Origin of the sequence: Leucobacter viscericola, assembly GCF_011299575.1 — a bacterium.
Lineage (GTDB): Bacteria > Actinomycetota > Actinomycetes > Actinomycetales > Microbacteriaceae > Leucobacter > Leucobacter viscericola.
The window spans coordinates 2,497,011-2,523,478 of sequence record NZ_CP049863.1; the positions used below are offsets into that span (position 1 = coordinate 2,497,011).

At 61.1% G+C, this 26,468-nt stretch carries 23 protein-coding genes and 1 tRNA gene; 10 read left to right on the forward strand and 14 right to left on the reverse strand.

Annotation, left to right across the window (positions count from 1 at the left end):
• Positions 1-20 precede the first annotated feature (20 nt).
• Positions 21-422: a VOC family protein gene (locus G7068_RS10920; RefSeq protein WP_166291996.1), complete on the reverse strand. Its 402-nt coding sequence runs from the start codon at positions 420-422 to the stop codon at positions 21-23.
• Positions 423-863: 441 nt separating this feature from the next.
• On the opposite strand from G7068_RS10920, the gene G7068_RS10925 reads away from it, so the two are divergent.
• From G7068_RS10925 to G7068_RS10940, 4 genes are all read left to right on the forward strand, one after another.
• Positions 864-1,517: a TMEM175 family protein gene (locus G7068_RS10925; RefSeq protein ID WP_166291997.1), complete on the forward strand. Its 654-nt coding sequence runs from the start codon at positions 864-866 to the stop codon at positions 1,515-1,517.
• 132 nt (positions 1,518-1,649) lie between these two features.
• The gene (locus G7068_RS10930) at positions 1,650-3,875 is read left to right on the forward strand and encodes an ATP-dependent Clp protease ATP-binding subunit (protein ID WP_166291998.1); all 2,226 of its coding nucleotides are present in this window, start codon (positions 1,650-1,652) and stop codon (positions 3,873-3,875) included.
• A 131-nt stretch (positions 3,876-4,006) separates the two neighbouring features.
• Entirely contained in the window at positions 4,007-4,969 is a 963-nt protein-coding gene (locus G7068_RS10935; RefSeq protein WP_166291999.1) for an aldo/keto reductase, read from the forward strand.
• Positions 4,970-5,245: 276 nt separating this feature from the next.
• Entirely contained in the window at positions 5,246-5,914 is a 669-nt protein-coding gene (locus tag G7068_RS10940; RefSeq protein ID WP_166292000.1) for an RNA methyltransferase, read from the forward strand.
• Between the two features lie 18 nt (positions 5,915-5,932).
• Here G7068_RS10940 and G7068_RS10945 read toward each other — a convergent pair whose 3' ends face one another.
• From G7068_RS10945 to G7068_RS10965, 5 genes are all read right to left on the reverse strand, one after another.
• Positions 5,933-6,766: an ABC transporter permease gene (locus tag G7068_RS10945; protein WP_166292001.1), complete on the reverse strand. Its 834-nt coding sequence runs from the start codon at positions 6,764-6,766 to the stop codon at positions 5,933-5,935.
• Positions 6,763-7,728, reverse strand: coding sequence for an ABC transporter ATP-binding protein (locus G7068_RS10950; RefSeq protein WP_166292002.1), 966 nt, complete (start codon positions 7,726-7,728; stop codon positions 6,763-6,765). The genes G7068_RS10945 and G7068_RS10950 overlap by 4 nt, the downstream gene beginning before the upstream one ends.
• 70 nt (positions 7,729-7,798) lie before the next feature.
• Complete coding sequence (solA, locus tag G7068_RS10955) at positions 7,799-8,971, reverse strand: N-methyl-L-tryptophan oxidase (RefSeq protein WP_166292003.1); 1,173 nt, start codon at positions 8,969-8,971, stop codon at positions 7,799-7,801.
• 110 nt (positions 8,972-9,081) lie between these two features.
• Complete coding sequence (locus G7068_RS10960; RefSeq protein WP_244304456.1) at positions 9,082-10,227, reverse strand: ornithine cyclodeaminase family protein; 1,146 nt, start codon at positions 10,225-10,227, stop codon at positions 9,082-9,084.
• Between the two features lie 88 nt (positions 10,228-10,315).
• On the reverse strand, positions 10,316-10,858 hold the full coding sequence (locus G7068_RS10965; RefSeq protein WP_166292004.1) for a TetR/AcrR family transcriptional regulator: 543 nt from the start codon (positions 10,856-10,858) through the stop codon (positions 10,316-10,318).
• 101 nt (positions 10,859-10,959) lie between these two features.
• Between G7068_RS10965 and G7068_RS10970 the strand changes: the two genes are divergently transcribed.
• Both G7068_RS10970 and G7068_RS10975 read left to right on the forward strand, forming a co-directional pair.
• The gene (locus G7068_RS10970; RefSeq protein ID WP_205881283.1) at positions 10,960-12,531 is read left to right on the forward strand and encodes a DNA-3-methyladenine glycosylase 2 family protein; all 1,572 of its coding nucleotides are present in this window, start codon (positions 10,960-10,962) and stop codon (positions 12,529-12,531) included.
• Entirely contained in the window at positions 12,528-13,067 is a 540-nt protein-coding gene (locus G7068_RS10975) for a methylated-DNA--[protein]-cysteine S-methyltransferase (protein ID WP_166292006.1), read from the forward strand. The genes G7068_RS10970 and G7068_RS10975 overlap by 4 nt, the downstream gene beginning before the upstream one ends.
• A 90-nt stretch (positions 13,068-13,157) precedes the next feature.
• Here G7068_RS10975 and G7068_RS16510 read toward each other — a convergent pair whose 3' ends face one another.
• From G7068_RS16510 to G7068_RS16660, 4 genes are all read right to left on the reverse strand, one after another.
• Positions 13,158-15,170, reverse strand: a complete 2,013-nt coding sequence (locus G7068_RS16510) for a DUF7927 domain-containing protein (protein ID WP_244304458.1) — start codon at positions 15,168-15,170, stop codon at positions 13,158-13,160.
• Between the two features lie 296 nt (positions 15,171-15,466).
• The gene (locus G7068_RS10990; RefSeq protein ID WP_166292007.1) at positions 15,467-15,628 is read right to left on the reverse strand and encodes a hypothetical protein; all 162 of its coding nucleotides are present in this window, start codon (positions 15,626-15,628) and stop codon (positions 15,467-15,469) included.
• Positions 15,629-15,671: 43 nt separating this feature from the next.
• Positions 15,672-16,121, reverse strand: coding sequence for an ImmA/IrrE family metallo-endopeptidase (locus tag G7068_RS10995; RefSeq protein WP_166292008.1), 450 nt, complete (start codon positions 16,119-16,121; stop codon positions 15,672-15,674).
• Positions 16,122-16,130: 9 nt separating this feature from the next.
• Positions 16,131-16,634, reverse strand: a complete 504-nt coding sequence (locus G7068_RS16660; protein ID WP_166292009.1) for a helix-turn-helix domain-containing protein — start codon at positions 16,632-16,634, stop codon at positions 16,131-16,133.
• Positions 16,635-16,737: 103 nt separating this feature from the next.
• On the opposite strand from G7068_RS16660, the gene G7068_RS16665 reads away from it, so the two are divergent.
• Both G7068_RS16665 and G7068_RS11010 read left to right on the forward strand, forming a co-directional pair.
• Positions 16,738-17,007, forward strand: a complete 270-nt coding sequence (locus tag G7068_RS16665) for a helix-turn-helix transcriptional regulator (RefSeq protein WP_166292010.1) — start codon at positions 16,738-16,740, stop codon at positions 17,005-17,007.
• A 384-nt stretch (positions 17,008-17,391) separates the two neighbouring features.
• Entirely contained in the window at positions 17,392-19,002 is a 1,611-nt protein-coding gene (locus G7068_RS11010) for a right-handed parallel beta-helix repeat-containing protein (RefSeq protein WP_166292011.1), read from the forward strand.
• Between the two features lie 120 nt (positions 19,003-19,122).
• Here the strand turns inward: G7068_RS11010 and G7068_RS11015 are convergent.
• Positions 19,123-19,196: transfer RNA gene (locus G7068_RS11015), tRNA-Gly, on the reverse strand.
• An 873-nt stretch (positions 19,197-20,069) separates the two neighbouring features.
• On the opposite strand from G7068_RS11015, the gene G7068_RS11020 reads away from it, so the two are divergent.
• On the forward strand, positions 20,070-20,954 hold the full coding sequence (locus tag G7068_RS11020) for a metallophosphoesterase family protein (RefSeq protein ID WP_166292012.1): 885 nt from the start codon (positions 20,070-20,072) through the stop codon (positions 20,952-20,954).
• A 63-nt stretch (positions 20,955-21,017) separates the two neighbouring features.
• Here the strand turns inward: G7068_RS11020 and G7068_RS11025 are convergent, their stop codons facing one another.
• Positions 21,018-22,307, reverse strand: a complete 1,290-nt coding sequence (locus G7068_RS11025; protein ID WP_244304460.1) for a serine hydrolase domain-containing protein — start codon at positions 22,305-22,307, stop codon at positions 21,018-21,020.
• A gap of 83 nt (positions 22,308-22,390) precedes the next feature.
• On the opposite strand from G7068_RS11025, the gene G7068_RS11030 reads away from it, so the two are divergent.
• Positions 22,391-23,407, forward strand: a complete 1,017-nt coding sequence (locus tag G7068_RS11030) for a biliverdin-producing heme oxygenase (RefSeq protein WP_244304462.1) — start codon at positions 22,391-22,393, stop codon at positions 23,405-23,407.
• Here G7068_RS11030 and G7068_RS11035 read toward each other — a convergent pair.
• Both G7068_RS11035 and G7068_RS11040 read right to left on the reverse strand, forming a co-directional pair.
• Complete coding sequence (locus G7068_RS11035) at positions 23,404-24,681, reverse strand: ATP-dependent DNA helicase (RefSeq protein ID WP_166292013.1); 1,278 nt, start codon at positions 24,679-24,681, stop codon at positions 23,404-23,406. The two genes, G7068_RS11030 and G7068_RS11035, sit on opposite strands and share 4 nt — an antisense overlap.
• A 127-nt stretch (positions 24,682-24,808) precedes the next feature.
• Positions 24,809-26,341: a DUF4822 domain-containing protein gene (locus G7068_RS11040; RefSeq protein WP_166292014.1), complete on the reverse strand. Its 1,533-nt coding sequence runs from the start codon at positions 26,339-26,341 to the stop codon at positions 24,809-24,811.
• Positions 26,342-26,468: the final 127 nt, after the last annotated feature.

Sequence of the window (26,468 nt, forward strand, 5' to 3'; positions counted from 1 at the left end):
TTCCGGTTGATGAGCTGAAGCTATAAAGTGGTTTCCGCCAATTGCCAGGTCACGCCAAAAACATCCACGACGGTGATGAGTGGGACTGGGCCGATACCCTTGCCTGCGGTGGGAAGGTACTCCCCTTCTTCCATGAGAATTTCACGAGCCTGATGAATCTGCGCGGGGTTGGCGCGCACAATGAGCCCGGTGCACCCTGCCGCGCGGGGTGAGTCGTGACCGAGTGTGTCGGAGACGATGAGCGAGCTGTCATTCAGAGTCAGCACGGCCTGAGCGATGCGGCTTTCCATACCGGGAGGCACGGTCTGCGAGGCCTGCGAATACGTGGTCAGGCTCTCTATGTCGGCGTCAAACGCTGCGACATAGAGGTTGATTGCGCTCTGACAGTCGCCCGCGAAAGCGATGTGCGGCGAGATGATCACGATAAGGCCTCTGGGTGGTGGTGTTGCTGGTGTGAAGATTAAACGGCCCCCACGCTTCCTGGGGGAGAAGCTTGGGGGCCAGGTTCCGGTATTTCAGGGGAGAAGCCGGAACCGCATGTTTCGAAAGTGCAGACCGAGGCTGCGCTTTCGAAACATGCCAACCCAAGGGGGGAAGGGCTGGCACTTGTTTAATTGTTTTGAGTACCGCGTCGGGAGTTTGTTAGGAGTCCAACGTGGTGAGTTAATTATTGAGCCACGGTGGGAGCCGTTGGGTGGGTTCGCCGCAGACGTAAGTGTCTTTTTGGCATTTAAGTAGTAATTCTGAGAGTGCAGTACGTAGTCCGTGACATTGAGTACGAGGTCGCTCCGATCTGGATCGCTTGCGCGGGTCTAAAATGCTGCTCACTGCATCGCTTTTGTGGGGCGCGAGGGGAGTGAACAATGTCGCAAGTGTTCGAGCGTGAGGGCGTCGAGTTTGGGCGGGGGCTGAGCTTCTTCGACGCCATTTTTGCCTTTGCCATCACCGTGCTGGTCGTGAACATCGAACCACCACCCGCGAAGGACTGGCAGAATCTGGCAACCCTGATGGACGGTGGGCTTGGTAATCAGCTGACCTGTTTCGCAATCAGTTTTGTTGTCATTGCGGTGTTCTGGCGCCACAACACCCAGCTGATGCGCCGGTTTCGTGGCATGGACTCGGTGGCGCTCTCTGCGAACATCTTGACCGCTGGGTTCGTCGTGCTGATCCCGTTCTCGACGCAGGCACTCAGTGACCCCGAGATCTATGGCAACCCGCTGCCCACGGCGGTCTACGCGGTGAATGTGACGCTCGCGATCCTGTCGCAGATGCTCACCCTTGAGATTGGGCGCGCTCGTGGCTTGCTAGTGGACGATATTCCACGGGCCGCCTGGTGGGCGGGCAGGATCGACGTACTCATCAAAGCGGCAGTGTTTTTGGCTTCGATCCCCGTGGCGTATCTGTTTGGCGCGCGTTGGGGGCAACTGAGCTGGTTGCTGCTGATTGTTGCCGGTCGTGTGAGTGGGCGTTGGAGTGATCGGGTGGCCGACAGGGCACGAGTTTCGTCCCCGGAGTAAAACTACATCTAGCGCAAAAATGCTCTTTTCGCTAAACTTGAGTCATATTCACTCAAGTTTGCGATTTGGGGATTGCCTCGAGTGAGTTACATCCTCAAATCGCGAGGATTTGCGACACAAGAGAGGACGCACATGCAGGCAAATTGGCAGCCCGCCCCAGAAGGGGGCGAACAGAGCGCGCTCGAGCAGTTCGGCGTGAACCTCACCGAGGTTGCGCGATCCGGCAAGCTTGATCCGGTTATCGGCCGTGACTCAGAAATTCGCCGTGTGAGCCAGGTGCTCACTCGCCGCACCAAAAACAACCCCGTGCTGATCGGGGAACCCGGCGTCGGCAAAACCGCCGTCGTTGAGGGGCTCGCGCAGCGTATTGTCGCGGGTGACGTCGCCGAGTCGCTGAAAGACAAAGAGCTGATCTCGCTCGACATCTCCGCGCTGATTGCAGGAGCTAAGTACCGCGGCGAGTTCGAAGAGCGCATGAAGGCCGTGCTGCAGGAGATTAAAGACTCCGACGGCAAGTTCATCACCTTCATCGATGAGCTGCACACGCTGATGGGTGCTGGCGGCGGAGAATCGTCGGTTGCTGCCTCGCAGATGCTGAAGCCGATGCTCGCGCGTGGTGAGCTGCGGCTGATCGGCGCGACGACCCTCGACGAGTACCGCGAGTACATCGAAAAGGATGCCGCGCTTGAGCGCCGCTTCCAGCAGGTGTACGTCGGTGAGCCCACGGTCGAAGACACGGTGGCGATCCTGCGTGGACTCAAGGAACGCTACGAAGCTCACCACAAGGTGACCATCGCAGACTCCGCGCTTGTAGCGGCCGCCGCACTGTCTGATCGCTACATCACCGCGCGTCAACTCCCCGACAAGGCGATCGACCTGATCGACGAGGCAGCCTCGCGACTGCGCATGGAGATCGACTCGGCCCCGATGGAAATCGACGAGTTGCGGCGCTCGGTGGATCGGCTGAAGCTCGAAGAGCTCGCGCTCAAGAAAGAAAAGGACGACGCCTCGAAGGAGCGCCTCGCCAAGCTGCGTGAGGATCTGTCCGTGCGTCAGGTCGAACTCGACGTGCTCGAGGATCGCTGGGAGCGCGAGCGCGCCTCGCTGAACCGCGTCGGGTCGCTTCGTGAGAAGCTCGACCAGATGCGCATAGATGCTGAGCGGGCGCAGCGCGAGGGCAACCTTGAGCGCGCCTCGAAGCTGCTCTACGGTGAGATTCCCGTGATCGAGAAGCAACTTGCAGAGGCCGAGCGAGCCGAGATGTCGGAAGAGATCGACGGCGAGCCGCGCATGGTCAACGACCAGGTGACGGACGAAGAGATCGCGAGTGTGGTCGCGGCCTGGACCGGTATCCCGGTCGGCCGTCTTCTGCAGGGCGAGACCGAAAAACTGCTCGCCCTTGAGGGTGAGCTGGGCAAGCGCCTGGTTGGTCAGACCGAGGCCGTTCGTGCGGTCTCGGACGCCGTGCGGCGCACGCGTGCGGGGATTGCGGATCCGAATCGGCCGACAGGATCCTTCCTGTTTCTCGGCCCGACCGGTGTTGGCAAGACCGAGCTCGCGAAGGCGCTCGCCACGTTCCTCTTTGACGACGAACACGCCATGGTGCGCATCGACATGTCGGAGTACGGCGAGAAGCACTCGGTGTCGCGCCTCGTGGGTGCGCCCCCGGGCTACGTCGGTTACGAGCAGGGCGGTCAGCTGACCGAGGCTGTACGGCGGCGTCCGTACTCTGTGGTGCTGCTCGACGAGGTCGAAAAAGCGCACCCCGAGGTCTTCGACGTGCTGTTGCAGGTGCTTGATGATGGCCGGCTGACAGACGGCCAGGGTCGCACGGTCGACTTCCGCAACGTGATCCTGATCCTCACCTCGAACCTCGGTAGTCAGTACCTTGTCGATCCCGACATGAACTGGTCCGACAAAGAGGATGCCGTCAACGAGACCGTACGGCGGGCCTTCAAGCCCGAGTTCATTAACCGGCTCGACGAGATGGTCATTTTCCGGCCGCTCTCGGAGGAAGATCTGGCGCAGATTGTGGAGCTGTCGATCGACCGGCTGCAGGCGCGGCTCTCGGATCGTCGGCTCACCGTTGGGGTCACTCCCGCGGCGCGCAGTTGGCTGGCCTCGCGCGGCTACGACCCGATCTACGGGGCACGGCCGCTGCGTCGCCTAATGCAGCGCGAGATCGACGACCGGCTCGCTCGCGCGATCCTGTCGGGCGAGGCGCACGATGGCGACACCGTGCGCGTCGATGTGGCAAGCGACGGCTCGGCGCTGACTCTGGAGGCGCTGCGCACGCCGCAGCCGGGATTCCCGGGTGATCCAGACGAAGTGATCGAGGCCGAGTTGCTCGACGACTAGGTATCACGTCATTCTGCGCAAGCTTGCGAGTCGCAGAATCAGAGGGGTTGTGCGGTTTTGTTACACCGCACAACCCCTCTTTTTGGTTTGGTGTTAGCGTGCTTGTACACACAAACCCAGAGGAGCGCACCATGACCGAGACCGCAACACGCACCCAAGTCGGCAGCACCGGAGTTGAGATTGCCCCGCTCACGCTGGGCGGCAATGTTTTCGGGTGGACCGCGGATCGCGCGGCCTCGTTCGATGTGCTTGACGCGTTTGTGGCGGGTGGCGGCGACTCGATCGACACCGCCGACGGCTACTCGCACTGGGTGCCGGGTCATACGGGTGGCGAGTCCGAGACGATCCTCGGTGAGTGGTTCGCGGCGCGTGGCAACCGCGATGACCTGTTCCTCGCGACAAAGGTCTCAACGCACCCCTCGTTTGCGGGCCTTGCGGCTGACAATGTGCACGCCGCTGCCGAGGCATCGCTGCAGCGCCTGCAGACCGATTACATCGACCTCTACTACGCCCACTTCGACGACGAAGAAACCCCGCTCGAGCAGACGGTCGAAGCGTTTTCGAAGCTCGTTGACGAGGGCAAGGTGCGTGCGATCGGTGTTTCAAACTACACGGCCGAGCGCATCGAAGAGTGGTTTAGGATCGCGCGCGCCGGTGGCTTCCACCTTCCTGTTGCGCTGCAGCCGCATTACAATCTCGTCGAGCGCGACTTCGAGACCAACGGGCTGCGCGCGGTCGCGGAGCGCGAGGGGCTTGCCGTGTTCCCGTACTTCTCGCTCGCGAAGGGGTTCTTGGCCGGCAAGTACCGCGCGTCGAACGATGTGAGCGCTGCCGGCGCGAGCCCTCGTGCGGGCCAGGCCGCGGAGTATCTGACGGAACGTGGCCTGGGTGTGCTCGGCGCACTGGATCAGATCGCTGCGAATCACGACGTTCCCGTTGCGTCGGTTGCCCTTGCTTGGCTCCGCCTTCAGTCAACGATCGCTGCGCCGATTGCGAGCGCCCGCTCGCTCGAGCAGCTTCCGGCGCTGCTGGGATCGCTGCGTGTTGATCTGACCGCGGAAGAACTCGAGCTGCTGGCTCGCGCGTCGGCCTAACCTCGGTCGTTCTCAACACGTCAGCCGGTGCTCAAAGACCTGCCTAACCTCGGTTGCTCACAAAATGTCGGCCGGTGCTCAAAGACCTGCCTAACTTCGGTTGCTCTCAACATGTCAGCCGGTGCTCACACGCCTGCCGGACAGAAACCCGAGTGTTTGTCCGGCTGGCTTGCCAGTACCGGCTGACGCGTTGGGGCCGCGCGTTGGGGCCGCGAGTTGGGCCCGCGCGTTGGGCCCGCGCGCTGGCGCAACCCCAATCGATGAGAGAATCTACGGGTGACTGAGACCCGCGATCCCGAGCCAACCCCCGAACCGAGCGCCGAGCGAACCACGTTTGGGGTTGGACCCTGGCCCGGCGGGCGCGAGGAATGGCCAGAAGAGGATCACTTCGATCCCGAGCTGCTTGAGCACGGCGACTCCCGCAACGTGATCAATCGCTATCGCTACTGGAAAATGGAAGCGATCGTCGCCGACCTCGACGAGCACCGCCACCAGTTTCACGTCGCGATCGAAAACTGGCAGCACGATATGAACATCGGCTCGATTGTGCGTAGCGCTAACGCCTTCGCCGCCGACACCGTGCACATCGTCGGTCGCCGCCGCTGGAACAAGCGCGGTGCCATGGTTACCGACCGCTACCAGCACGTCGAGCACAGCGAAGATGTTGCCGCACTCGCAGCCTGGGCCCGTGAAGAAGGCATCCCGATTATCGCGATCGACAACGTGCCCGGCTGCGTGCCAATGGAGACTTTCGACTGGCCGGAACGCTGCGTCATGCTGTTTGGCCAGGAGGGCCCGGGGCTGACGGACGAGGCCGTCGCGTCAGCCGAGGCCGTCGTCGAGATCACGCAGTACGGGTCAACCCGCTCCATCAACGCCTCGGCCGCCGCCGCGGTTGCGATGTACAGCTGGGTGCAGCAGCACTCGCCCCTGCGCCCGCGATAACCGGTCGTTATCGCCGAACTACGCCACGTCCTTGCGCCACCGGAACAGCCAACCGGCAAGCACCGCGACAAGAGCGTAGCCAAGCAGCACGGCGAGACCGGTCCAAATGCCAAGCGGTGCAACCCCGGCGGGCATTGACGGATCAATCGTTGACAGGTCGCTCAGCGCCCCCGCGCCAACAAACGCATCGGTCGCCGCTCCTGGCAGATACTTCGCCACGTGCGCACTCCAGTCCAAAAACTGGGCGACGGTTCGCAGAATCGGCTCCAGAAACTGCGTAAACACGAGCGTGATGACGATCGCAAACGCCTGATTGCGAACCAGGATGCCAACCCCGAACCCGATGATTGCCCAAATGGCCATCGCGGCGAGCACCCTGACGATAACCAACCAGGTCTCGGCGGTGCCGAGCATTGCGTCGCCGCCGGTTGACTCAAGCACCACGGCCCCGGCGCCGACGGCCCCAATGAGGCCTGCGATACCAATCACCAGGCCGATCCCGAACAACACCAGTGCCTTGCTCGTGAGCACGATGCCGCGTTTGGGTTCGAGTGTGAACGTGAGCCCGATGGTGCGGTGGCGAATCTCTCCGGTGGCCATGAGCGCCCCGAAGAGCAGCGGGATCACGTAGCCCGAGGTCGAAACGGTTGAATAGACCAGGTTTGCCGCCTGCTGCGCGGGCAGGTCCAGGCCTGTGCCACCGAGCGCCTCGCCCATCGAGCTGAAGAGGAACGCAAAAAGCGCCCCGAGAAACGCGGAATATCCCGCGAGCACGATGGCGAGTATCCACCACAGTTTGGTCGAGCGAACCTTACGAATCTCGGAAGACATGCTCCGCGTCAGCCGACTCATGAGGCACCCCCTTCAATAGCGGGTGAGGATTCGGGATCGCTGCTCCCCGCGCCGTGACTCGACGGGCCCGAGGATCCACCACCCTCAATAAGCTCCAAGAAGCTCTGCTCGAGCTCGGTCTCTTCAACACTCAGGTGCGACAGTGGGATCGCGGTTGCGAGGGAGAGCTCGCCGATCTTCTCGGGCTCAAGCCCGACAACCCGCATGACGTCGCCGCGCACGCCGTGCACCTTCGCCCCCGCGAGCTCAAGCGCGCGGGCGAGCGCGGCTTGGTCGTTTGCGGAGACCAGGATCGTGCGCTCGCTGTCTCCCTGCTGCAACTCGGCTAGGGTGCCCGCAAAGGCGAGTTCACCGCGGCGAATCACCACAACGTCGTCGACCGTTTGCTGTACCTCGCTGAGCAGGTGGGATGACAGCAGAACGGTTTTTCCGTCGCTTGCGAGGTGCTTGAGAAATGACCTGATCCAGTGGATGCCCTCGGGGTCGAGGCCGTTGATCGGCTCATCGAGCAGCAGCACGTCGGGGTCGCCCATCAGCGCTGCGGCGAGCGCGAGCCTCTGCCGCATGCCGAGCGAGTAGCTGCCGGTTTTGCGGTCGGCCGCGTCGACGAGCCCCACGAGCTCGAGCTTTTCTGCGACCGCGGAGGCGGGCACTCCGATCGCGCGCCGCACAATGTCGAGGTGGGCGCGACCGGTGTGGGCCGAGTGAAAGTCTGCGGAGAGCGATACGCCAACGGTGAGTGCAGGGCGTGGCAGCTCGGTGTACGGGGTGCCGCCTATTGTTGCCGTGCCACTGTCGGGCCGTACCAGACCGAGCACCATCGAGAGAGTGGTGGTTTTGCCCGAGCCGTTGGGCCCGAGGAATCCTGTGACGCGCCCGGGCTCAGCCGTGAAGCTGAGGGACTGCACCGCCTGCACGCTGCCAAATCGCTTTGATAGCCCGGTTACCTCGACTCTGCCCATGCTCGCTCCCTTGCATCGCCCCTGTGCTTTCTAGTCTGGCAGAGTCACCGCTGAGACCGGGGGAGGCACGCTAGTGACCGCCTCCCGTGTAGGGTCCGGGTTCCGCAAGACGCTTCATGTGTTCGGGCAGCGCGAAGCGAGAATCCACCGTTGTTTCGTCGCCCGCGACCAACTGCGCGGCCCACTCGCCGAGCTGCGGGATGAACTTGAAACCGTGGCCCGAGAGTCCCGTCAGCGTGATGACGCGGCCGCTCGCGCTGCGGTCTACCACGGGCAGGCGATCCGGTGTGTATGCGCAGTGGTGCACGCTCTGTCGCACCGGCTCGGGGTTGATCCCCTCGAAGAGCTCCGAGGCCCGCTGCCCGATCTTGATCAGTTCTTCGCGCGTGTGCGAGGTTGGCACCTCGGTAACGTCGCGGAACACGGGCCACTCCGGGTTTGTGCACGCCTTAAATGCGTAGCCGTCGAAGCTGGGGGCGCCAAAGAAGTGCACCGGCCCTGCATCGCGCAAAAACGCCGGGAAGCGGTCGGGCGCAAACGCTGCCGGATCCCGCGGCATGAACCACGTGAGGCCCAGCACCTGCAGGCGCAGCAGGTCGTTCAGTTCGGGGGAGAGGCGGGTCGACCAGGATCCGGACGCCACGACAACCTTCTGCGCAAGCCATGATCCCTGTGTCGTACGCACGACCACTCCGTCTGCGCGCTCCTCGATGCCGATCACGGGGGTGTTGAAGAACAGTTTCGCGCCGTTCGCCTCCGCAATGTCGAGAGCGCTCATCACGGCGACCTCGGGGCGCAGTCCGCCGCCGTGAGCGTCGAGCAAGCCGATGTCGCCGTCTTGGATGCGGTGCTGCGGATACTCCTTGCGCAGTTCACTGTCGTTGAGCACGCGGTGGGGCAGGTCGAACTCGCGCACGGTGCCGAGCGCCGTGACGAGATCGGGGAAGCCCTCGGGGGCGATGCTGAGCGCGCCAACCTCGTAGTAGATGTCGCGGCCCGACTCTGCCTCGAGCTCGCGCCACAGGTCACGCGAGCGCTGGATCATGCGCACGTACGTGCCACCCTCGTGCACCGCGGTGCGAAACACTCGCGACTCACCCGCGTACGAACCGTGCGAGTGCACCCGGCCGTACTGTTCGATGCCGACGACGCTGATGCCCTCTCGTTTGCTCAGCTGCCACAGCGCCATTGCCCCAACGGCTCCGGCGCCTATGACCAGAACGTCCGTCTTCTGCAGATCCATGTGTGTCTCTTTTCTTTCCGGTCATCCTGCGCGAGCTTGCGAGTCGCAGGATCGAGGTGAGTAAGTTGTCGTATCCCACGCTGCTTACGTCCGCGCAGGAGGAGCGGCCATCACGCCAGCGCTGGGGTGTCCCACAGATTGAGTGGTGTGCCGATCCCGTCGCGCACCGCGTTGCGGTACACCTTGGTTGCCCACGCCACGTCCTCGACCGGCATGCCACCGACCGAGTAGATAAAGATCTCGTCGTCGTTCTGCCGCCCGGGAGTGACACCGCGAATGATCTCGCCGATGTCTTCGAACTGCTCTGGGGTCATGCGACCGTCGCGCACCCGGTCGACCAGGTGGATGCCCCAGATGCCGACGGTCTCGTGGGCGGGTTCTGGCAGCTCTTCGGCCCAGGCCTGATAAATCTTGCGGGCGTCGGCGACGTGACGCGAGCGCAGCGTCAGGCTCTCGTCGAGTTTCAGGTGCGCGGAGCAGCAGATGAAGGCGCCGGGCTTCACCCACTCGTCCTGCACGTGGGGGTAGTGTTCCGATCCCATGGGGCTCGGCACGGCAATGCTGACAATGTCGGATCCGCGCACCGCGGCCTCCATGTCGGCGACCTGCTCGATGGTCTCGATCTGCGGGAACTTCTCCTTCGCCCAGGCGATGAAGGCGTCGACGCCCGACTGGCCCCGCCCGACAACTTTCACCGTCGTGATGCCCGGGCGCACAGCCATGAATGACTCGAGCGAGGTGCGGTTCATCGGTCCCGGGCCTACGATCCCGACCACCTTCGCGTCTTCGCGAGCGAGGTAGCGTGCGCCGACGCCCGGAATCGCGCCCGTGCGGTACGCGCTCAGCAGGTTGGCCGACATGATCGCGAGGGGAGCGCCGGTGTCTTTGTCGCTGAGGGTAAACATGAGGATCGACCGCGGTAGTCCGTGCTTTTTGTTTTCAACGTTCGAGCCGTACCACTTGCAGCCGGTCACCTGATAGTCGCCGCCGAGGTAGGCGGGCATCGCCATGAAGCGGCGGTCGGGGCCGTCGACGGGCATGCCGGGGAAGAGTTCTTCCTCCGGGAAGAAGATCTGGGCGCCGTGGGAGTTGTTCTCAGTGCCGGCCATGCGGTAGTCGCCCGCCGCGAAGAGGCCGAGCATCTCTGACATGGTGTCAACACACTCGGCCATGTTGGTGACGCCAGCGCGAATCATGTCGGGCTCGCTGAGGTAGAGGAAGTCGATCTTGGTGTCGGACTGCGTTTCAACTGACACTGCGGTGTGTCCCTTCGTTGTGGAATGGGACACAGCCTAAAACTATCCATCTGGATAGTCAAGGTGAAATGCGAAGTTCGCGGCGTTGCTAGCTCGTCGTGACGCTCGCCTCAATGAGCTGTCTCATGCGCTGCACAGCCGGGCCAACGTCACCCGGGGCGACTAGCTGTTTGAACACGATGCCGTCGAGCGTGAACCAGATCAGGTCGGTGAGACCCGCGTCTGACACCCCCAGCCGAGCGAGCTGGCTATTGATTGCATCCCGATACGCCTGGTAGTGCCGGTCGGCGAAAGACCGCAGTTCAGGGCGGCGCCGCGTCTCAAGCAGCAATTCGTACTGGAACGACTGGATGCCGCTCTCGCGCTCGGCCAGGGTCTCGATGCCGGCGGCAAACTCCGAAACGGTGAGCCCGCTCTCGAGCATGTTGGATCCGCGCAGACTCTCGTCGATCGCGAACTCCATCGCCTCTGCAATGAGCTGATCCCGTGTTCCGAAGTGGTGCCGCACGAGCCCGTGCGACACACCCGCCTCGGCGGCAACGGCGCGATAGGTCAGCGCTCGGAGACCCCCGTTCGCGACGACAACAATCGTGGCGCGCAGAAGCGCGGTACGTCCCGATGCATCTCCCATGCCTAGAGCGTAGCGACCTTTGGTTCAGCCTGAGCGCGAGGATTCACCACGATGTCCGATTTCCGCGTGCGTGCCGTTCGTGGAGGCGCGAGAATAGTCACGTGAACCCCACTACCGCCCCCGCCACGCTCGACTTCGACGCGTGTTATCGCGCCGCCTCAGGGCGTGACGCGCGCTGGGATGGCCGGGTCTATCTCGGGGTCACAAGCACGGGCATCTACTGCCGCCCATCGTGTCCGGCACGAAAGCCTCGCCCTGAAAACTGCCGCTTCTACTCGACGGCTGCGGCGTGTGTGGCCGCTGGTTTCAGGGCGTGCAAGCGCTGTCGCCCCGATGCCGTTCCCGGTACCCGCGACTGGGACGCGCGAGGTGACCTTGTCGCCCGCGCGGTGCGCCGCATTCGTGACGGTGCCGTTGACACCGTCGGAGTGGCGGGCCTCGCGACTGAACTTGCCGTGAGCGAGCGGCACCTGCGCCGCATGCTTATCGAAGAGGTCGGGGCAAGTCCTCTGCAGCTCGCCCGCACTCGCCGTGCCCACGCCGCCCGCGCACTGATCGAAGAGACACAACTGCCACTCACCGACGTGGCGTTTGCTGCGGGATTCGGCAGCGTGCGCCAGTTCGGTGACACGATGCGGGAGGAATTTGGGGTGGCGCCGTCTGCGCTATCGCGACGCAGTTCAGGATCAATCCGAGGCGGCGAGCAAGATCCCGACGGCCCGACATCTGACGAGCGCCCAAAGCTCGCACTGCGTCTGCGCACCCGGGCGCCATTCGCCGCCGCCGGGGTGCGTGCGTTTCTCGCCGCCCACGCGATTCCCGGCCGCGACGAAATCGCGACAGACGGCACAACCTCACACGCCATAGACGTGCCAGGGGGTACCGCCGTGGTGCGGATCGAGTGGCCCGAGGTACCGGAGGTTTCGCGGCAGCTTGAGGGCGGCGCGAGCACGGTCGGGATCCCCGTCACCATCACACTGCCGGGCCTCGCAGATACGATGCCCGCGATCCAGGCGGTGCGGCGACTGCTTGATCTTGACGCCGATCCCGGGCAAATCGAGGCGGCATTCATGGGAGACCCGGTGCTCGGCGACATTCTGCTGCGCCGACCCGGGCTGCGACTTCCCGGAGCCCGGCACCCACAAGAGTTTGCGCTCGGCACGGTGCTGGGTCAGCAGGTTTCGCTCGCTGCAGCCAGAACGCTGCAGGGCCGGCTGGCTGAGGGCTTTGAGTCTGCTGTGGCGGGATCGGGGGGTGCGGCTTCGGGGTTCAGAGCGGCCCCGGATCCCGTGCTTGTGGCCGCGATCCCGGTCGAGGATCTGCGCGAACAATTGGGGCTCACCCGCGCCCGCGCGGCGACGCTGAGCACACTTGCCTCTGCCCTGGCAGGGGGCCTCGACCTGGGGCCAGGAGCGGATCGGGATCGCGCTCGCGCCGAACTGCTTGCGCTCCGGGGGATCGGCCCCTGGACCGTTGAACTCGTGGCAATGCGAGCGCTCGGTGATCCTGACGCCTATCCTGCCGGCGATCTGATTCTGCGCCGCGCCCTCGGCGTGACGAGCGACCGTGAGGCCATCGCGCTGGCCCAACCCTGGCGGCCGTACCGCGGCTACGCCACCCAATACCTCTGGTCTGACTTCTTGGAAGCGACCGCACGAAAGGAACAATCATGAATGCTGCACCGCTGTCTTGGGCCGTCGTCGACGTTGTCGGGCACCCGTTCCACGCCATCTGGACCCCGGAAGACGGCGCGATCCGCGCGGGCGGGTTTGCGACCGAGGGGGATCCGGGCGCGACAAGTCTGATGACGCGTTTGGAGGCGCTTGATCCCGAGCTTGCCTCGCGCGGTCTCGCCGCTTCAGCGACTGCTGAGGGCGCTGTTCCCGATGCGCTGCGCGCGTATGCCGCTGGTGACATCACAGCGATCGACGTGTTGCCGGTCGCGCAGCCAGAGACCCCGTTCCGCGGAGACGTGTGGCGCGCGCTGCGGGAAGTGCCGGGCGGGGCCGCCGTGACCTACACCGAACTCGCGGCGCTCGCGGGGCGCCCCTCTGCGGTGCGGGCCGCGGCATCGGGCTGTGCCAACAACCTGGTCGCGTTGGTGGTGCCGTGCCACAGGATCGTGCGCACCGACGGTGGGCTCGGCGGGTTCCTGTTTGGCACCGAGATCAAGGAGGCCCTGCTGCGGCATGAAGGGGTGCTGCTCTAGGAGAGCGTCTGCCGCCTGTTACGCACAGAGGGCTGTTCACCGCTGCTGAAGCGGTGAACAGCCCTCCGTGTTGGAGCAACCCGGCGGGGGTTAGCGCGTTTTGTGTCGACGGAGCAGGAGTATTCCGCCGAGCAGTATCGTGGCGAGCGCGATCCCGGTGATCCCGCCGATCCCTGCCGCGTCCAACCCGGTGTGGGCCAGGGTCGAGGTCGGTCCTTGCGACTTCTCGGGTGGCTGCGGCTGATCCGTGGTCTTTGGGCCTCCGGGCTTCATCGGTGGGGTAACTGCGGGCGGAGTGACAGGGGGTGGGGTGATTACGGGCGGAGTGACCGTGGTGGTCGTCTTGCATTCCGCCTCGGCCTCGCAACCCCCGCCGGTTTGCTGGTCGGGAATCACGACGTTCGTGAGTGTCTTGTCTCCGGTCGCGGGATCGTTCACGGTCACCGTGTACGTGATCGTGACGGTTTCTCCGACCGCGAGTGGGCCAGACCAGGAGAGCGTCGATCCGGTGAGAGTTGCTCCCTCCGTCGCGTCGTTGTTGAAACGGGCGTCGTCAAGCACCTGAGACAGGTCATCGGTCAGCGATGCCGGTTTGTCGGCGGTGTAATCGAGGTTGCCGGTGTTGACAACCTTGAGGGTGTACTTGACCGTGTCCCCCGGATGCGCGGTGTTGCTGCTTGCGGTTTTTGTGACCGCAAAAGCGTTGTGCGGGGCGGGGAGGAGAAGCTGGTGATCCTCAACGTCCCCGGAGTCAGCCATCCCGGTTGCGGTGTCGACCGCGCTGGCCGTATTGCTCAGTCGGAGACGGAGGTAGCCGGCGCCTGGCTGGTAAGTATCGGGGACCGTCCAGGTGAGGAAGGCTTTGGTGCTGCCGGCGGGAACGGCGACCACGGCGCGTTCCTCGTCAGAGAAGTCTCCACTGCGGTCGAAATCTACCCAGCCGGCCAGGGTTGCGTCGTTTTGCACGAGGGAGAGTGGAACCGGGATCGTGACCTGGTTACCGGGTCCCGCTGTCGCGAACAGTTTGTTCAATTGCGCGGTGGTGAACGCGTCGTATCCGGCATCGGAGTTGTCTTCGGCAACGCCCGATGTGGCAGTGGTGAGGAGTTCGTTTTCGTACGCCGGCACGAGTGTGTTGCCCAGGCGCCCGGTCGAAACGACGTGAGTTGCGGCGCCGTACGATGCCGGGATCACGGCAGGTGATCCGGAGACCACGTTTGGTACGACCACGGAGAACCGCAGCTGGGCCTGAGACAGCGTTATAGTAACCCCGTCCCCATTTCCCTCAAGAGGCCAGTTATTGAAGAATTGCAGGAGATGACGGATCGAGAGTGACTTCACCGGCACACCACCGGTATCTACCAGGATGTCACCGCACCCGTTTGTGATCAGCCGCAGCTCAGGATTCTTAGTGGTGTTTCGAAACCCTTTCAGCCACAATGCCTCCGTCGTTCCTGGGCCAACGTTGGAGTATTCATACTCGGTGGAAGAGCATCCATCAGCTGCCCAGACAGTCTCGTTGACAGGATCTCTCGGAAGGATTGTGTTGTCGCTAACTTGGTAGCCATTTGCATAACTGCCGCTCAACGTAGACAACTGCACCGGTACCTGCGTGCCCGCGACATTCATGGCGCCACTCACTCCGACTGAAGCAGTTGCATGGTTTGTGTATAGGAAATCAGACCGAGCCGTGCCGCCCGTACGCTGAGCGACTCGAATGACGGGATTCGCTATCGGCTGGGAGAACACAAGATCGTAGGTGGCCCAATCGTGCCACCCCGTGTCGCCGAACGGCGCAGGCACGACAGTGCCGGGCAGTTGCGGTGCGGTCGACACTCGAAGTGAGGCTTGCCCCGCATCGAATCCCCAGCTGCCGTTCCCATTGGGGTTAGTCACGATCTGTGGGAGTGCCTGAATCGTGTTCTCCTGCGACTGGAGCTGGGGGAGTACGTAGTGAGGGTTCTGAATCGACGCGGTGAATCCCGACGGTGTCTGAATTGAGCCCGCTCCGATCGCGTTCGGCTGTTCCGCCGCCACGACTGGTCCGCTCCCAGCGCTCAACAGGGCCACGGCAACAAGCACACCGGCCAGAGTTCCACTCACTTGGGTGGGCAGCGATCGTTGTATACCCCGCCTTGTGTTCGTTGATCGGACTCGATACATAGTGCTCCTCGAAACAGCTCTTCGCTTTGAGGCAGCTCTAGCATCTGCCCCAACTGCCCACACAGTCAGTGCAGGCCCGAAAGAGACAGACTGAATTTTCCCCGGTTTCGTTACGCGGGGCGCGCGCATGTCGAAAATACCCAGGGATGGGCATGTGGTTGTCGGGTCTATTGGCAGGTAGCCCGTGAACAACAGATCACGACAATCCGACATCCGACGAGAGCCCGCTGGTGATATTACGGCGCTCGCGGGGCGGCCCCCTCTGCGGTTCGGGCGGCATCGGGCTGTGCCAACAACCTGGTCGCGCTGGTGGTGCCGTGCCACAGGATCGCGCCATTGACGGTGGGCTCGGTGGGATCCTGTTTGGTACCGAGATCAAAGAGGCCCTGCTGCGACATCAGGGGGGCTGTGGGGCAGAATTTGTAAGTCGAAGCCTGCCGTCTAGTTGGCCTTAACCTTTTCGGTCCACTGGCCTGCTCCGAGTTTTGAACTGATGTACACGGCATTTCCAATGCGATCGAGAGTGCGAACATAGGCGCGTACGGTCTTTTCAAGCACGTAGAGGTCTACTGCCATAGCCGGAATATGACCACTGTGGCGTTCTTCCGCCTCTCGAAACGCGTCGTGTTCGATAAGGAAATGGGCGGCCCATTCGTCGGCGCGATCTTCGAGTCGTTTTTGAATATGCGGGAGAACTGATGGCTCATCTCCGTGAGTAGCGTGCCCGAGTTCATGCCCAAGAGTGTGCCGTGTCTTGCGGGGCATCATGCCGTCTTGGATCCTTATGAGTCGCAACTCGTGGCAATAATCGCCGGATCGTTTTAGGTACTGCAAATCTGCAAACTCAATTTGCACGCCTAACTCCGTCGCGTAATCGTAGAGCCGCTCCATAAGATCTCCTTACTCCCGGTCCTCGCCGTCTTCTTCCGTCTCTTCAGCGACGCGTGCATAGTCTCGCTGGTGCAGAGAGGTGACTCCGGCCAGATCATTGCTGCCCCTAGTCTCCTCCGATGGGGTGACATTTCCGTCGGGATCGGTGCGCTTGCGACCGCCCAACACTGGGAGAAGAGGTGATTCGTTACTGGAAGTGATCACCCGGGTCTCCGGGAGACGCCTGCCATCTTCCACGTAGATTCGGAGCGATGGGGCGGGTGAATTGTGTTCACTTACGAACTGTTCCGAAAGACTTAGAACGTCAGTTGCGCTTGCGCCAAGTGCCCAGCACATTGCGTGGAAGTGATCGAGGGATATGGGCCTTGTGCCTCGTGTCATTTTTGACAATTGGGACTGTGAGACTCCAATGGCCTCTGCCATTTCAGCTTGGTTCACGCCGTATTGGGCCATGAGTCCGCGAATCGTTCCGGCTACATGCCTGGTGAGATCTTGGGTTTCGTAGTCGTTCACGTTCTAATAGTGTCACTTCTGAACTGAAAAGTACAGAACTCTTGATTCTTTGGATATATGAACTATTGTAGTTCATATGAACTATTTGAGATCTAGTGCGAGAATGGCCCAGGCGGTGAGGGTATTGCTGAATGACAGAAAACAATCACAGGATTATCTTGCCGAATCCACGGGGATTTCGTTGTCTACGTTGAAGCGGCGTATGTCGAACGCGAGTTCTTTCACCATCGACGAACTCTTTGAAATTGCGGACCACTTCGATGTTTCGGTCAATGCAGTACTCGGTTGCTCGGCGGTGGATGTTGCCCCACCCCGTCGGGACTCACATTGCGAAAAGTGTCGGCCTTGGCCAGTCACTGATTGCCAAAAATAGCTCGTGATGCGCTCGCAGATCGATCAAGGGCGCTGCCATCGGGCATAACTACATAGTTTTACCTGAAATTCCGATCCCCACCAAAGGGCCGGTGCAATCAGGGTAACGCGTTAAATAGCTGCTTGGTTCCGTTCAACACACTGGTGGTGGGTGTGCAGGGGCGTGGCGGCGAAAAGCCCGACCAGTGATTCTGGTGGCAAGATCTGGCCCGTCCAAGCGGCGGGAACTGCGGCGCTGGGTTAATGCGTCGGGCGGAGCAAGGTGCCATGTGTCGACTGGGTTGCCCGGACATATGTGAGGTTCGAGCCCTCATCCGGCACGGTGGCCAACGCGAGCTATCCAGTTCCGCAAAGTGCGGGACTCCTCATTGAAAGGGAGCTATTCATGGAAAATACTTTGCACAGTGCAACGCCTGAGGATTATGGCGCGCTTGGAGATGGAGTCACAGACGACACTGCTGCGATCCAGGGGGCGGTGGACGCCGTATCACCAGGTGGAACGGTTAATTTTCGGGGGAGCGCAACTTACAACATTGCAGCGGCTGTGATCCTCAAGAGTGGTGTGGCTATTGAAGGTAACGGTGCGACCGTCACCAAGACAGCCTCTGCGACGGGGGCCGTTACCTTCGCCAATGAAATGTATTCAAAGGGGTATGGCGGGGGTGGCCGCGATATCACGATCAGAAATTTGCGGACGGTCGGAGATTATGCCGTAACCGGTGCGGGCCGTGATCAGGTGATGAGCTTCATGCACGTCCGTGGGCTACGAATTGAGAACTGCGTATTTGAACAAGGAATGGTGAACGGTCATTACCTTGATCTTCTTGGGTGTGATGACGTGCGGATCACTAACTCTACGTTCAGGGGCATGAATCCGCTCCCTGGTCGCGAGATTATTGAGGCTATTCAGACGGACAGCGCAACTTACTCGGGTGCTGGGCATGGTTATTTCGGCTTGGATTTCTTCGACGGGCTCCCGACAAGAAATGTAAGGGTGACTGGATGTACTTTCACCACTCTCGAAGTTGGTGGGATTGAGTATCCTTTGCCGAACCCCTTGGGCATGCACAGCGGTGCTCTTGTGGGAGACGATGGGTGGTACCAAGATATTTGGTTTGAGAACAACCTTGTTCGGGGGTGGACAAAGGATGTGGCTGGGAACCCATGGCAAGGCTGGTTGCATATGGCGGGTTTTCGCAATGTTGTGATTCGTGGCAACACTTTTGCGTACGCAGGGCCGACACAAGCAGTTGGTCGAGGATCAGTCATTGCCTCGCGGCCACTTACTGAGGTTATTCCTTTAGGCCAAGCAGCTGCCGCTTCACCGGTCAAAGAGATACTCACAAAGCCACGTGCAGCAATGAACTGGAAAATCAGTGACAATATCTTTACCGGATTCAACGCGAATTACTCGGATGGTTCAAGCTCACTCATCTATATGAATGCGCCTGGCAACGACCGTATTTCGATTACGGGGAATGTAAGCGAAAGCGTGAAATGCGGATTCTGTCGCGTCGACAACGACCAAAACCTAGTAATTAGTGCCAATACGGTTGAGGGTTCAGGTACTAATCACACAATCGATGTCAGGTCTGCGTCGGCGGTAATCCAGGGTAATTCAATTCGAGCTGCAAGTTCATTCGGAATCCACCTTTATGGAGGACAACACCACCTTGTGGAGGGGAATCGGATTCAAGGCGGCTACACATCGATCCGGGCGATTGGAGTTGGCAACGGAATTCTGGCAAACAACTACCTCCGGGACTACAGCGGTGCCGGGATCGATCTTGGAGCTAACAGCGACCCTGCTACAACGTTCGACGTTACTGTTTCGGGGAATAGGATCGCCTCCTCAAAAGCCGGAGTCGTCGCCTCTATCAAGATCGGTACGAAGTCCACCCGCACATTCCGCTTCGGAAATCGTTATTGGGACGGTGGGCCTATTTTGGATAGCGGCAACGGGACCCGTGCCACCTCTGCGCTTGATACCAACTAGGAAAGCTGAGATGCAGTCATATCCGCAAGCGTGATTTGAGTAGGAGAGGGGGTAGGAGGCCCCTGAATCTCCGCTCCGTTTTTCTCATAGAGCCTGTGTTAGTACATTCAATCAAATGTTTGGAGGGGATGACGGGAATCGAACCCGCGCTATCAGCTTGGGAAGCTGAAGTTCTACCATTGAACTACATCCCCACGGCGTGAAATCAACGATCTCAACTCGTCCACCCTAGCAGAATCTCTGTGAGCCTCCTGCACTCTCACCTTCATACATTCTGTTCCAGTTTGTGGGTTTCTGGTTGCGCGCTGCCGACCGTGCACTTACTGGACTCTGAACTGACTGGATAGTCGTTGGCTGTCATCCAATTCCAATGCTTCCGCAAACCTAAGCAGCGTCGAAAGTCCAAGTAATGACCAAAAGGAAAGGCGAATTATGTCTATAGAAACTAGAGGTATGCAGACTCGAGGGTCATCTCTCGCTAGTGCAGCATCACAAGATACTCTCGAGAATCTGATTGAGGGCGGTGAGCCCGTAACGAAAGACTACGTGGACGGAGTCGTATCGCGGCTGTCAGCTCAGTTGGACGCGATTGCGTCTGTCATGGCAACTACAGACGATCTCGTTATCAGTTCTGCTATCAGTGGGGTTTGGCTAGAGGGGAAGATAGTGGGTGAGGCCAATTGGTCCAACTATTCCCCTATCTTCGTTGCGCCGTATGCAATGAAAATCACCTCCGCACAGTGCACATTTAACTTCGCGATGAACACTCCAACGGTTCAAAGTACTGCGAATGTTGCCCTTAGGAGATTTCGCGGTACATCAGGTAGTCAAATTGTTGAGCGTCCAATGCTTGGAAATGCTCCGGTGGCTCGAACACTTTGGTCGCTTGATGGTGCTGCGTGGAATGAAGAAGCTAGGGTCCTTCAAGCTGGCGACGTCGTAGCGTTCGGAACTTCGGTTGCAGGGGCATTCACAGTGAAGTATCCAGTTGCGGTTACGATGAAGTTTGCGAGGGTTTAATGCTCTCCCTGTTTCCAGATCGACGACGTGGCACGGTGATCAACCATGTGAGCGATACCCAGCAGGGTTTTCGGTGGCAGTTCACCGATAATTGGTGCACCAGAGCCGCGCGTGACATTGTTAAGCTGCGTCATTTTGCAGACGGTCATCTGCACACGGGAGACTGCATCGAATGGTCGGAAAAGCTACCTGAAGACGAAAAATATAGGGCTTTCCGCAGGGAGATGTTGTTGAGCGGTCGACCGTACCTAGATACGCCAGGTAACCATGACCTCACTACCTACAATCCAGACGCTCCGAGACGCATTCGATCAGCAAATGAGTGGGCGGCGGAAGTGCCTGGGCGAAGTATTGCGAACCAAGAGATGGTGCTTGGTGACGTGGTTGTGTTGGGGATCAGCCCTCATTATTGGCGGTACATAGATAAGCTTTCAATTGACGGGAAGCAAGAGGGGAACTATGACGAACCTGACCCGCTCTCACCAGACATTCTCACCTGGTTAGACAGTAAGCTCACGGAACACTCTTCAAAGCGAGTGTGGTTTGCTTCGCATGCGCTACCTGCAACTCAGTTCAGCGACAAGCCAATGAATTCCGGTAATATCCGGGACTGGGCTCAGATTGAAAACCTAGTATCCGGGCATCAAAACCTGGCAGGATGGTTTTCGGGTCACTGGCATATTGATGCAGCGGACAAACGCTCAATTCGATCAATTCTGGTTGGAGGCCGTCGTATTCACGGGGTGAATGCACCGAGCTCGGCAGGGCTATTTCCCAACATTGACTACGGTCCGCATCAGTGGACCAGGTACGCAGGATCTCTATATGTCACTGACATGGGTGACGATATTGAGGTGAGGTGGCGTAACCATCTTTCGGCGCGATGGGAACGCCCGTTCGGTGAATACGTCAAGATCTACTCAACAAGGTAGTTCGCATTGCCAGTGGGGGTTTTCGTTGAGATGCCGCAGTAAATGGGCGGAAAGGCGAAACCCCTACTGGCAGATCGCACCCTTTTTCAGCGCGGCGGCCTGATCCTCAACCGACCAGGTCATGTCTGGTGCAATCCCAGCATTCGCCGAAAGCGCCGCAATCTCGAAGCCGAGAGACTTCACAAACGCGGCTCCCGCCGACGAGTTGTTCAGCGCCACAATCACGGTGTATCCCGAGTCAGGATCGTGGAAAGCGGTCGTGAGGGTGCCGGTCATGGCGCCAGCGCGGCCGTAGAGCGGCCCCTGCTTCTCCATGCCGAAAGCCCACATGCGTTCGTTGGGGTCGGGGGTCGCAGCCTGGCCGTCTTTGCCTTCCTCAACCTTTTTGGTCGGAATGGTCTCCGTCGTAACCGAGGCCATCTTCTTGCCACCAAACGTGCCATCGAAGTAGTGCGTGTAGAAGTTCTTGAGGTCGGAGACCGTCGTGACCGTACCGCCAGCTCCCGCAAGCATCGACGGCGACACCTTCGGTACCTTCACAACCCCGGCATCGCACACGGGCTTGCCGCCGCTGGAGGGGTAGGTGAGGCCGGTCATCGCGGATCCCGAGAGCGTGTCGTCGTCGGGGTCAGGGAAGTAGCTCGAGCCCATACCGGCCTTGCCGAACACGTGGTCGCTCAGCAGCTGCTGCGTCTCTTCGCCGGTCTTCACGCGAAGCACGCGCGAGAGCAGTGCCGCATTTGTGTCAGACTGGCGGAAGCCGGGCTGAACGTCTGGGTCGGCCTTTGGAGAGTCGACGAGCCCCTGCGCGATGAGCTCCTGTTCGGGCCACACGCGAGTGGGGTTGTTTGTAAAAATGTCGGTGAAGTTTGCCTTGAAGTCGGCGATTCCCGACGTCATTGTGCAGAGTTCCCCGTAGGTGACGCCGTCGATCCCGACCTGCCTCGTCAGATCCTTCGAGATCTCGCGATCGAGAGTCGGTTTTCCTGAGCCAGCCATGTCCATGAGCAGCGCACACATCACCGGCTGCGCGGCCTGGGCTGCGCGGATCGGGCTATTGCCACTGATCTTGTCGCTGCCGTAGCCACGAACGTACTCAGCGCCGTCCTTGCCCCACACGCCAACGATTGCTTCGGTTGATCCGCTCTGCTTCATCGCGGATGCGACGGCATCGTCGATGCTTGAGGCGAGCGAACTGTCGATCGTGTCAGCATCCACGGTGGGGGTACCAGACCCGCCGCCGGAGCATGCAGATAGACCGAGTGCCGCTACAGCGAGCACGCCGATAGTTGCGAAGCGTGCGCGTCGCGTGGACTTCGAAAACAACTCAACCGCCAATCTCTGCGGGGACACAGAACTGGCGAGAGTCTACTGTGTTCGGCTGTGAGAAAAGACCGGGAGGGGCGAAGTGAGGGGAACCTTACTAGACTGGCCGGGTGAGTAGATTTTCGGAGACCGTGGTTGCCGCAGTAACGGGACACATGAACGGAGACCACCCAGAAGACAACCTCTTGATTGCGCGCGCTTTCGGGCGGCCAGGCGCTACAGCCAGCACGATGGTTGGCCTGAACGAAGAAGCGGGCATCTGGCGCGTCACCGATGCAGATGGCGAGCAGGATCTTGCTGTCGCGTGGCCGAGCGGCCCGATTTCAGAGCGCCCCGAGATCCGTCGTGAAGTTGTTGTGCTCTACAAGACCGCTTGCGAACGCCTGGGTGTCACCCCTCGTGAAGAGCACAAGCCCGCCGCCGAGCACTCGCACGGAACGCCGCTTCCGCAGGACGGCGCAGCCGATTCTGAAGCTGAAGATAAGGCCTTCTCGAAGGTTATTCGCGAGACTTCCTGGTCGGATCACTCCGACAGTGAGGGTGCGGGCTTCATGGACGACATCATGCACGGACGCGCATCTCGCCAGGACTACATCGATCTTGTAGCCCAGCACTTCTTTATGTACGAGGCGCTTGAGGTCGCGGCCGAGCAGCTCACCGCGGATCCTGCCTTTGCAGATTTCCACCCCGCCGCACTCGTGCGCAAGTCAGCTCTGGAATCCGACCTGGCGTACCTGATTGGTGACGACTGGCGCGAGCGTATTTCTGCCGTGCCCGCGACCGAGGCCTACGCAACGCGCATTCGCGAGATCGCAGCCGAGAACTGGCTCCCCGGCATCGTTGCGCACCACTACACGCGCTACCTCGGCGATCTCTCCGGTGGCCAGATGATCGCGAAGCTTGTTGCCAAGCAGCACGACCTCGCGGATGCCGGCATTGAGTTCTACAACTTCACTGAGCTGGGCTCGATCCCCGCGTTCAAGAACACCTACCGCGCCGGGCTTGATCGCCTCGGTGTAAGCATGGACGACGCCGAGCGCAAGCGTTTCCTCGAAGAGGTGCGGATCGCCTACGGTTTCAACACCGCGGTGTTCGTTGACCTGAGCCGCCAGAAGGCTACGGCTTAGCCAACTCCGTTTTCGGTCATGAACCGAACCACGTTCGGGTCGACGATTACGTCGCGCGGCTGCAGCGGGCGTCGCAGGTAGAGGCCGTCGAGCGACCGCACGCGGCTGAGCGCCACATACGTTTGGCCAGCGCTGAACGCGCGCGGACCGAGGTCGATGACGGCGGCGTCGTAGGTGTGGCCCTGTGACTTGTGCACGGTGACCGCCCAGGCGAGCCGCAGCGGGAACTGCTCAAACTCGGCCACGACCTCTTTTTCGAGCTTCTTGGTCTCGGCGTCGTAGCGGTAGCGGTAGCGCTCCCAGGTGGTCGGCTCGACCTCAAATTCCTCGTCTGATCCCGCGATTTCCACCCACACCGTCCCGTCGACGCGTGACACTGTGCCGATTGTGCCGTTGACCCAGCGGCCATCGGGATCGTTGCGCAGAAACATCACCTGGGCGTTCGGTTTGAGCTCAAGCACCTCGTCGGCGGGATACGTGTTCTCGCGAAACTCCCCGTTGATCTCGGCCACGGCCTTGAGCGGGGTGCCCTTGATTTCGGCAAGACGCTCGGCGTTGATCCTGTTCACGACGGCGTTGGTCGTGGCGAGGGTGATCACGTCGCGGGGTGCGGCGCGGGATCCTGCCGAGTTGAGTTCCTCCGCCTGATCCGCCTCAACGACCCCGTGGCGCACGGCGCCAAGGATCTGCTTGAAACGGTCATCGCGCTGCCGGTGGACCTCTTTGAGTTCGATGGCCGCGATCGGGGCGCTCGCCCAGACTTTCGCGTCGAAGAACCACAGCGAGCGGTAGGTGTCGTGAAAGTACGCGCGCTCGTGTGGATCGCGGGGCGGTACCGGAGGTAGTTGGTACGGATCACCAAACATGATGATCTGCGCGCCACCAAAGGGATCGTGTTTTTTACCGCGGGCGATCCTCAGCGAACGGTCGATCGCGTCCATGAGATCGGCCGACACCATCGAGATTTCGTCGATGACGAGAGTGTCTATCGAGGCCAGCATCTTCTTCAGTTCGGCCGGCTGTTCAAGCTCCTGATCTGCGATAACCCCGGTTGGCAATCGGAGGAGCGAGTGAATGGTCTGACCGCCAACGTTCAGTGCTGCAACGCCGGTGGGTGCACACACGGCGATGATCTTGCTGGTATTCCACGCGAGATGGTTCAGGATCGTTGACTTGCCCGTGCCCGCGCGACCCGTCACGAAAATGTGCTCGCGCGTGTGCTCGATGCGTTCGTAAACGGCGAGCTGTTCGGGGCTGAGGTCGGGGCGTGCCACCCGTCCAGCGTACTCTGCCGTGGGTGGCCCCGGGATCCGCCACTCAAACAGTTCGGGGGTCACTTTCCTGTACTAAAACACTGTTTAGCGCAGGAAAGTGACCCCCGAACTGGGAAGGCGCGAGACCCTACTTGCGGTAGTCGTTCACCAGACGGAAGATGAAGGCTGCCATCGCTTCGCGCGACAGCTCATCCTTGGGCCAGTACTCCTTGGCCGAGCCGACCTTGTTGCCCGTGGTGAGCTTCTCGGAGTACATCCACGAGATCTCCTTGTAGAACTTCATCCCCGGCTTCATATCGGCCAGTGGTGATGAGGTTGGAGCCTGGTAGTTCCGCGGCGCCTCGAGGCGGTAGATGAAGGCCGCCATTGCCTCGCGCGAGAGCTTGTTCTTCGGGCGGTAGGTTGGCTTGCCGCTCGGCTCTGCCCAACCGGTTGCGTAGCCCTTTTCGAACATCCACGCGATCTCCTTGTAGAAGGGATCGCCGGGCTTCACGTCAGCAAACGGCGAGACCTTCGGAGCCTCGTAATTCTTGGGAGCTTCCATCCGGTAGATGAACGCTGCCATCGCGGCACGCTCGAGCTTGTCCTTCGGCTTGTAGACCGGCTTGCCCGCTGCCTGGCGCCACCCCGTGGAGTACTCCATGAAGTGCATCCAGTCGATCTCTTTGTAGAACTTGTGCGAGACGGGGGTGTCAGCGAAGACGGGAACCGTGCGAGCCACGTAGTCCTTCTTCGGTGGGATCACAACGGGAGGAGTCGTGGGCTCCGCGTGCGTGGTCGGCGTGTGGATGATGTCGTAGTAGACACCGGGGGTCGCTGCGTCAGGGATCACGCGGTAGGTGAACTCCTGATCGGTAAGAACAGTGATCGGCACGACGCGGGTAAAGAGCACCTCGCCCGCGGCGTTCTTCGCGACGAGGGTGCGTGACTTGCCGTCGGCAGAGACCGTCCAGTCGCCCTGCATCTTTGGGGTGTCATCGAGGTTGTACATCGTAAACGTGCCGTCGGTCTTGTAGTACGCCCAGCCAACGAAGTTGGCAACTGCGGGGTCGGTCAGCGCGACGGGGTCGCCGTTCTGGTTGACGGCTCCGGTGGTCTCCCACGGAGTTGCGGCGAGGATCGCCGAGGGTGACACGGTGCCGGGCTCGGTGTGCGTGGTCGGCGTGTGAACGATGTCGTAGTAGACGCCGGGGTTCGCTGCGTCAGGGATGACGCGGTAGGTGAACTCGGCATCGGTGAGCACGGTGATCGGCACGACGCGAGTAAAGAGCACCTCGCCCGCGGCGTTCTTCGCGACGAGGGTGCGGCTGGTGCCGTCAGCGGAGACGGTCCAGTCGCCCTGCATCTTGGGGGAGTCGTCGAGGTTGTACATCGTGAACGTGCCGTCGGTCTTGTAGTAGGCCCAGCCGACGAAGTTGGCAACTGCGGGGTCGGTCAGTGCGACGGGGTCGCCGTTCTGGTTGACAGCGCTGGTGGTCTCCCACGGGGTCGCAGCGAGTGTGCCTGACGGAGTGGCTGCCAAAACCTCGGGCGAGCTTGAGAACGTGGTGGGTGCGTCGACGGCGAGTGCGCCGGCAGCAGGCAGAGCGCAGAGTGCTGCGGCAGCGATCGCCGAAATGACCATCAACGATCCGAGCTTGTGTGATTTGCGAACGGGCATGGGTGCGAGTTCCTGTCTAGTCGGGGGTGTGAAACTCGCCTTAGAACTTCACGTTCCGAGGCGATAACAACCACGCTACGGACGCGCGAAATACCCCACATCAACCATTCGGTTGAACCTGCACGAA

Bases quoted from the DNA above. Each gene is read 5' to 3' on its own strand.
- G7068_RS10935 (WP_166291999.1), top strand. From the start codon at position 4,007: ATGACCGAGACCGCAACACGCACCCAAGTCGGCAGCACCGGAGTTGAG.
- solA (WP_166292003.1), bottom strand. From the start codon at position 8,971: ATGGATCTGCAGAAGACGGACGTTCTGGTCATAGGCGCCGGAGCCGTT.
- G7068_RS10990 (WP_166292007.1), bottom strand. From the start codon at position 15,628: ATGTCGCAGCAGGGCCTCTTTGATCTCGGTACCAAACAGGATCCCACC.
- G7068_RS10965 (WP_166292004.1), bottom strand. From the start codon at position 10,858: ATGGGAGATGCATCGGGACGTACCGCGCTTCTGCGCGCCACGATTGTT.
- G7068_RS10945 (WP_166292001.1), bottom strand. From the start codon at position 6,766: ATGAGTCGGCTGACGCGGAGCATGTCTTCCGAGATTCGTAAGGTTCGC.
- G7068_RS10995 (WP_166292008.1), bottom strand. From the start codon at position 16,121: ATGGAGCGGCTCTACGATTACGCGACGGAGTTAGGCGTGCAAATTGAG.
- G7068_RS10925 (WP_166291997.1), top strand. From the start codon at position 864: ATGTCGCAAGTGTTCGAGCGTGAGGGCGTCGAGTTTGGGCGGGGGCTG.
- G7068_RS11040 (WP_166292014.1), bottom strand. From the start codon at position 26,341: ATGCCCGTTCGCAAATCACACAAGCTCGGATCGTTGATGGTCATTTCG.
- G7068_RS16665 (WP_166292010.1), top strand. From the start codon at position 16,738: ATGGCCCAGGCGGTGAGGGTATTGCTGAATGACAGAAAACAATCACAG.
- G7068_RS10930 (WP_166291998.1), top strand. From the start codon at position 1,650: ATGCAGGCAAATTGGCAGCCCGCCCCAGAAGGGGGCGAACAGAGCGCG.
- G7068_RS10975 (WP_166292006.1), top strand. From the start codon at position 12,528: ATGAATGCTGCACCGCTGTCTTGGGCCGTCGTCGACGTTGTCGGGCAC.
- G7068_RS10950 (WP_166292002.1), bottom strand. From the start codon at position 7,728: ATGGGCAGAGTCGAGGTAACCGGGCTATCAAAGCGATTTGGCAGCGTG.
- G7068_RS11010 (WP_166292011.1), top strand. From the start codon at position 17,392: ATGGAAAATACTTTGCACAGTGCAACGCCTGAGGATTATGGCGCGCTT.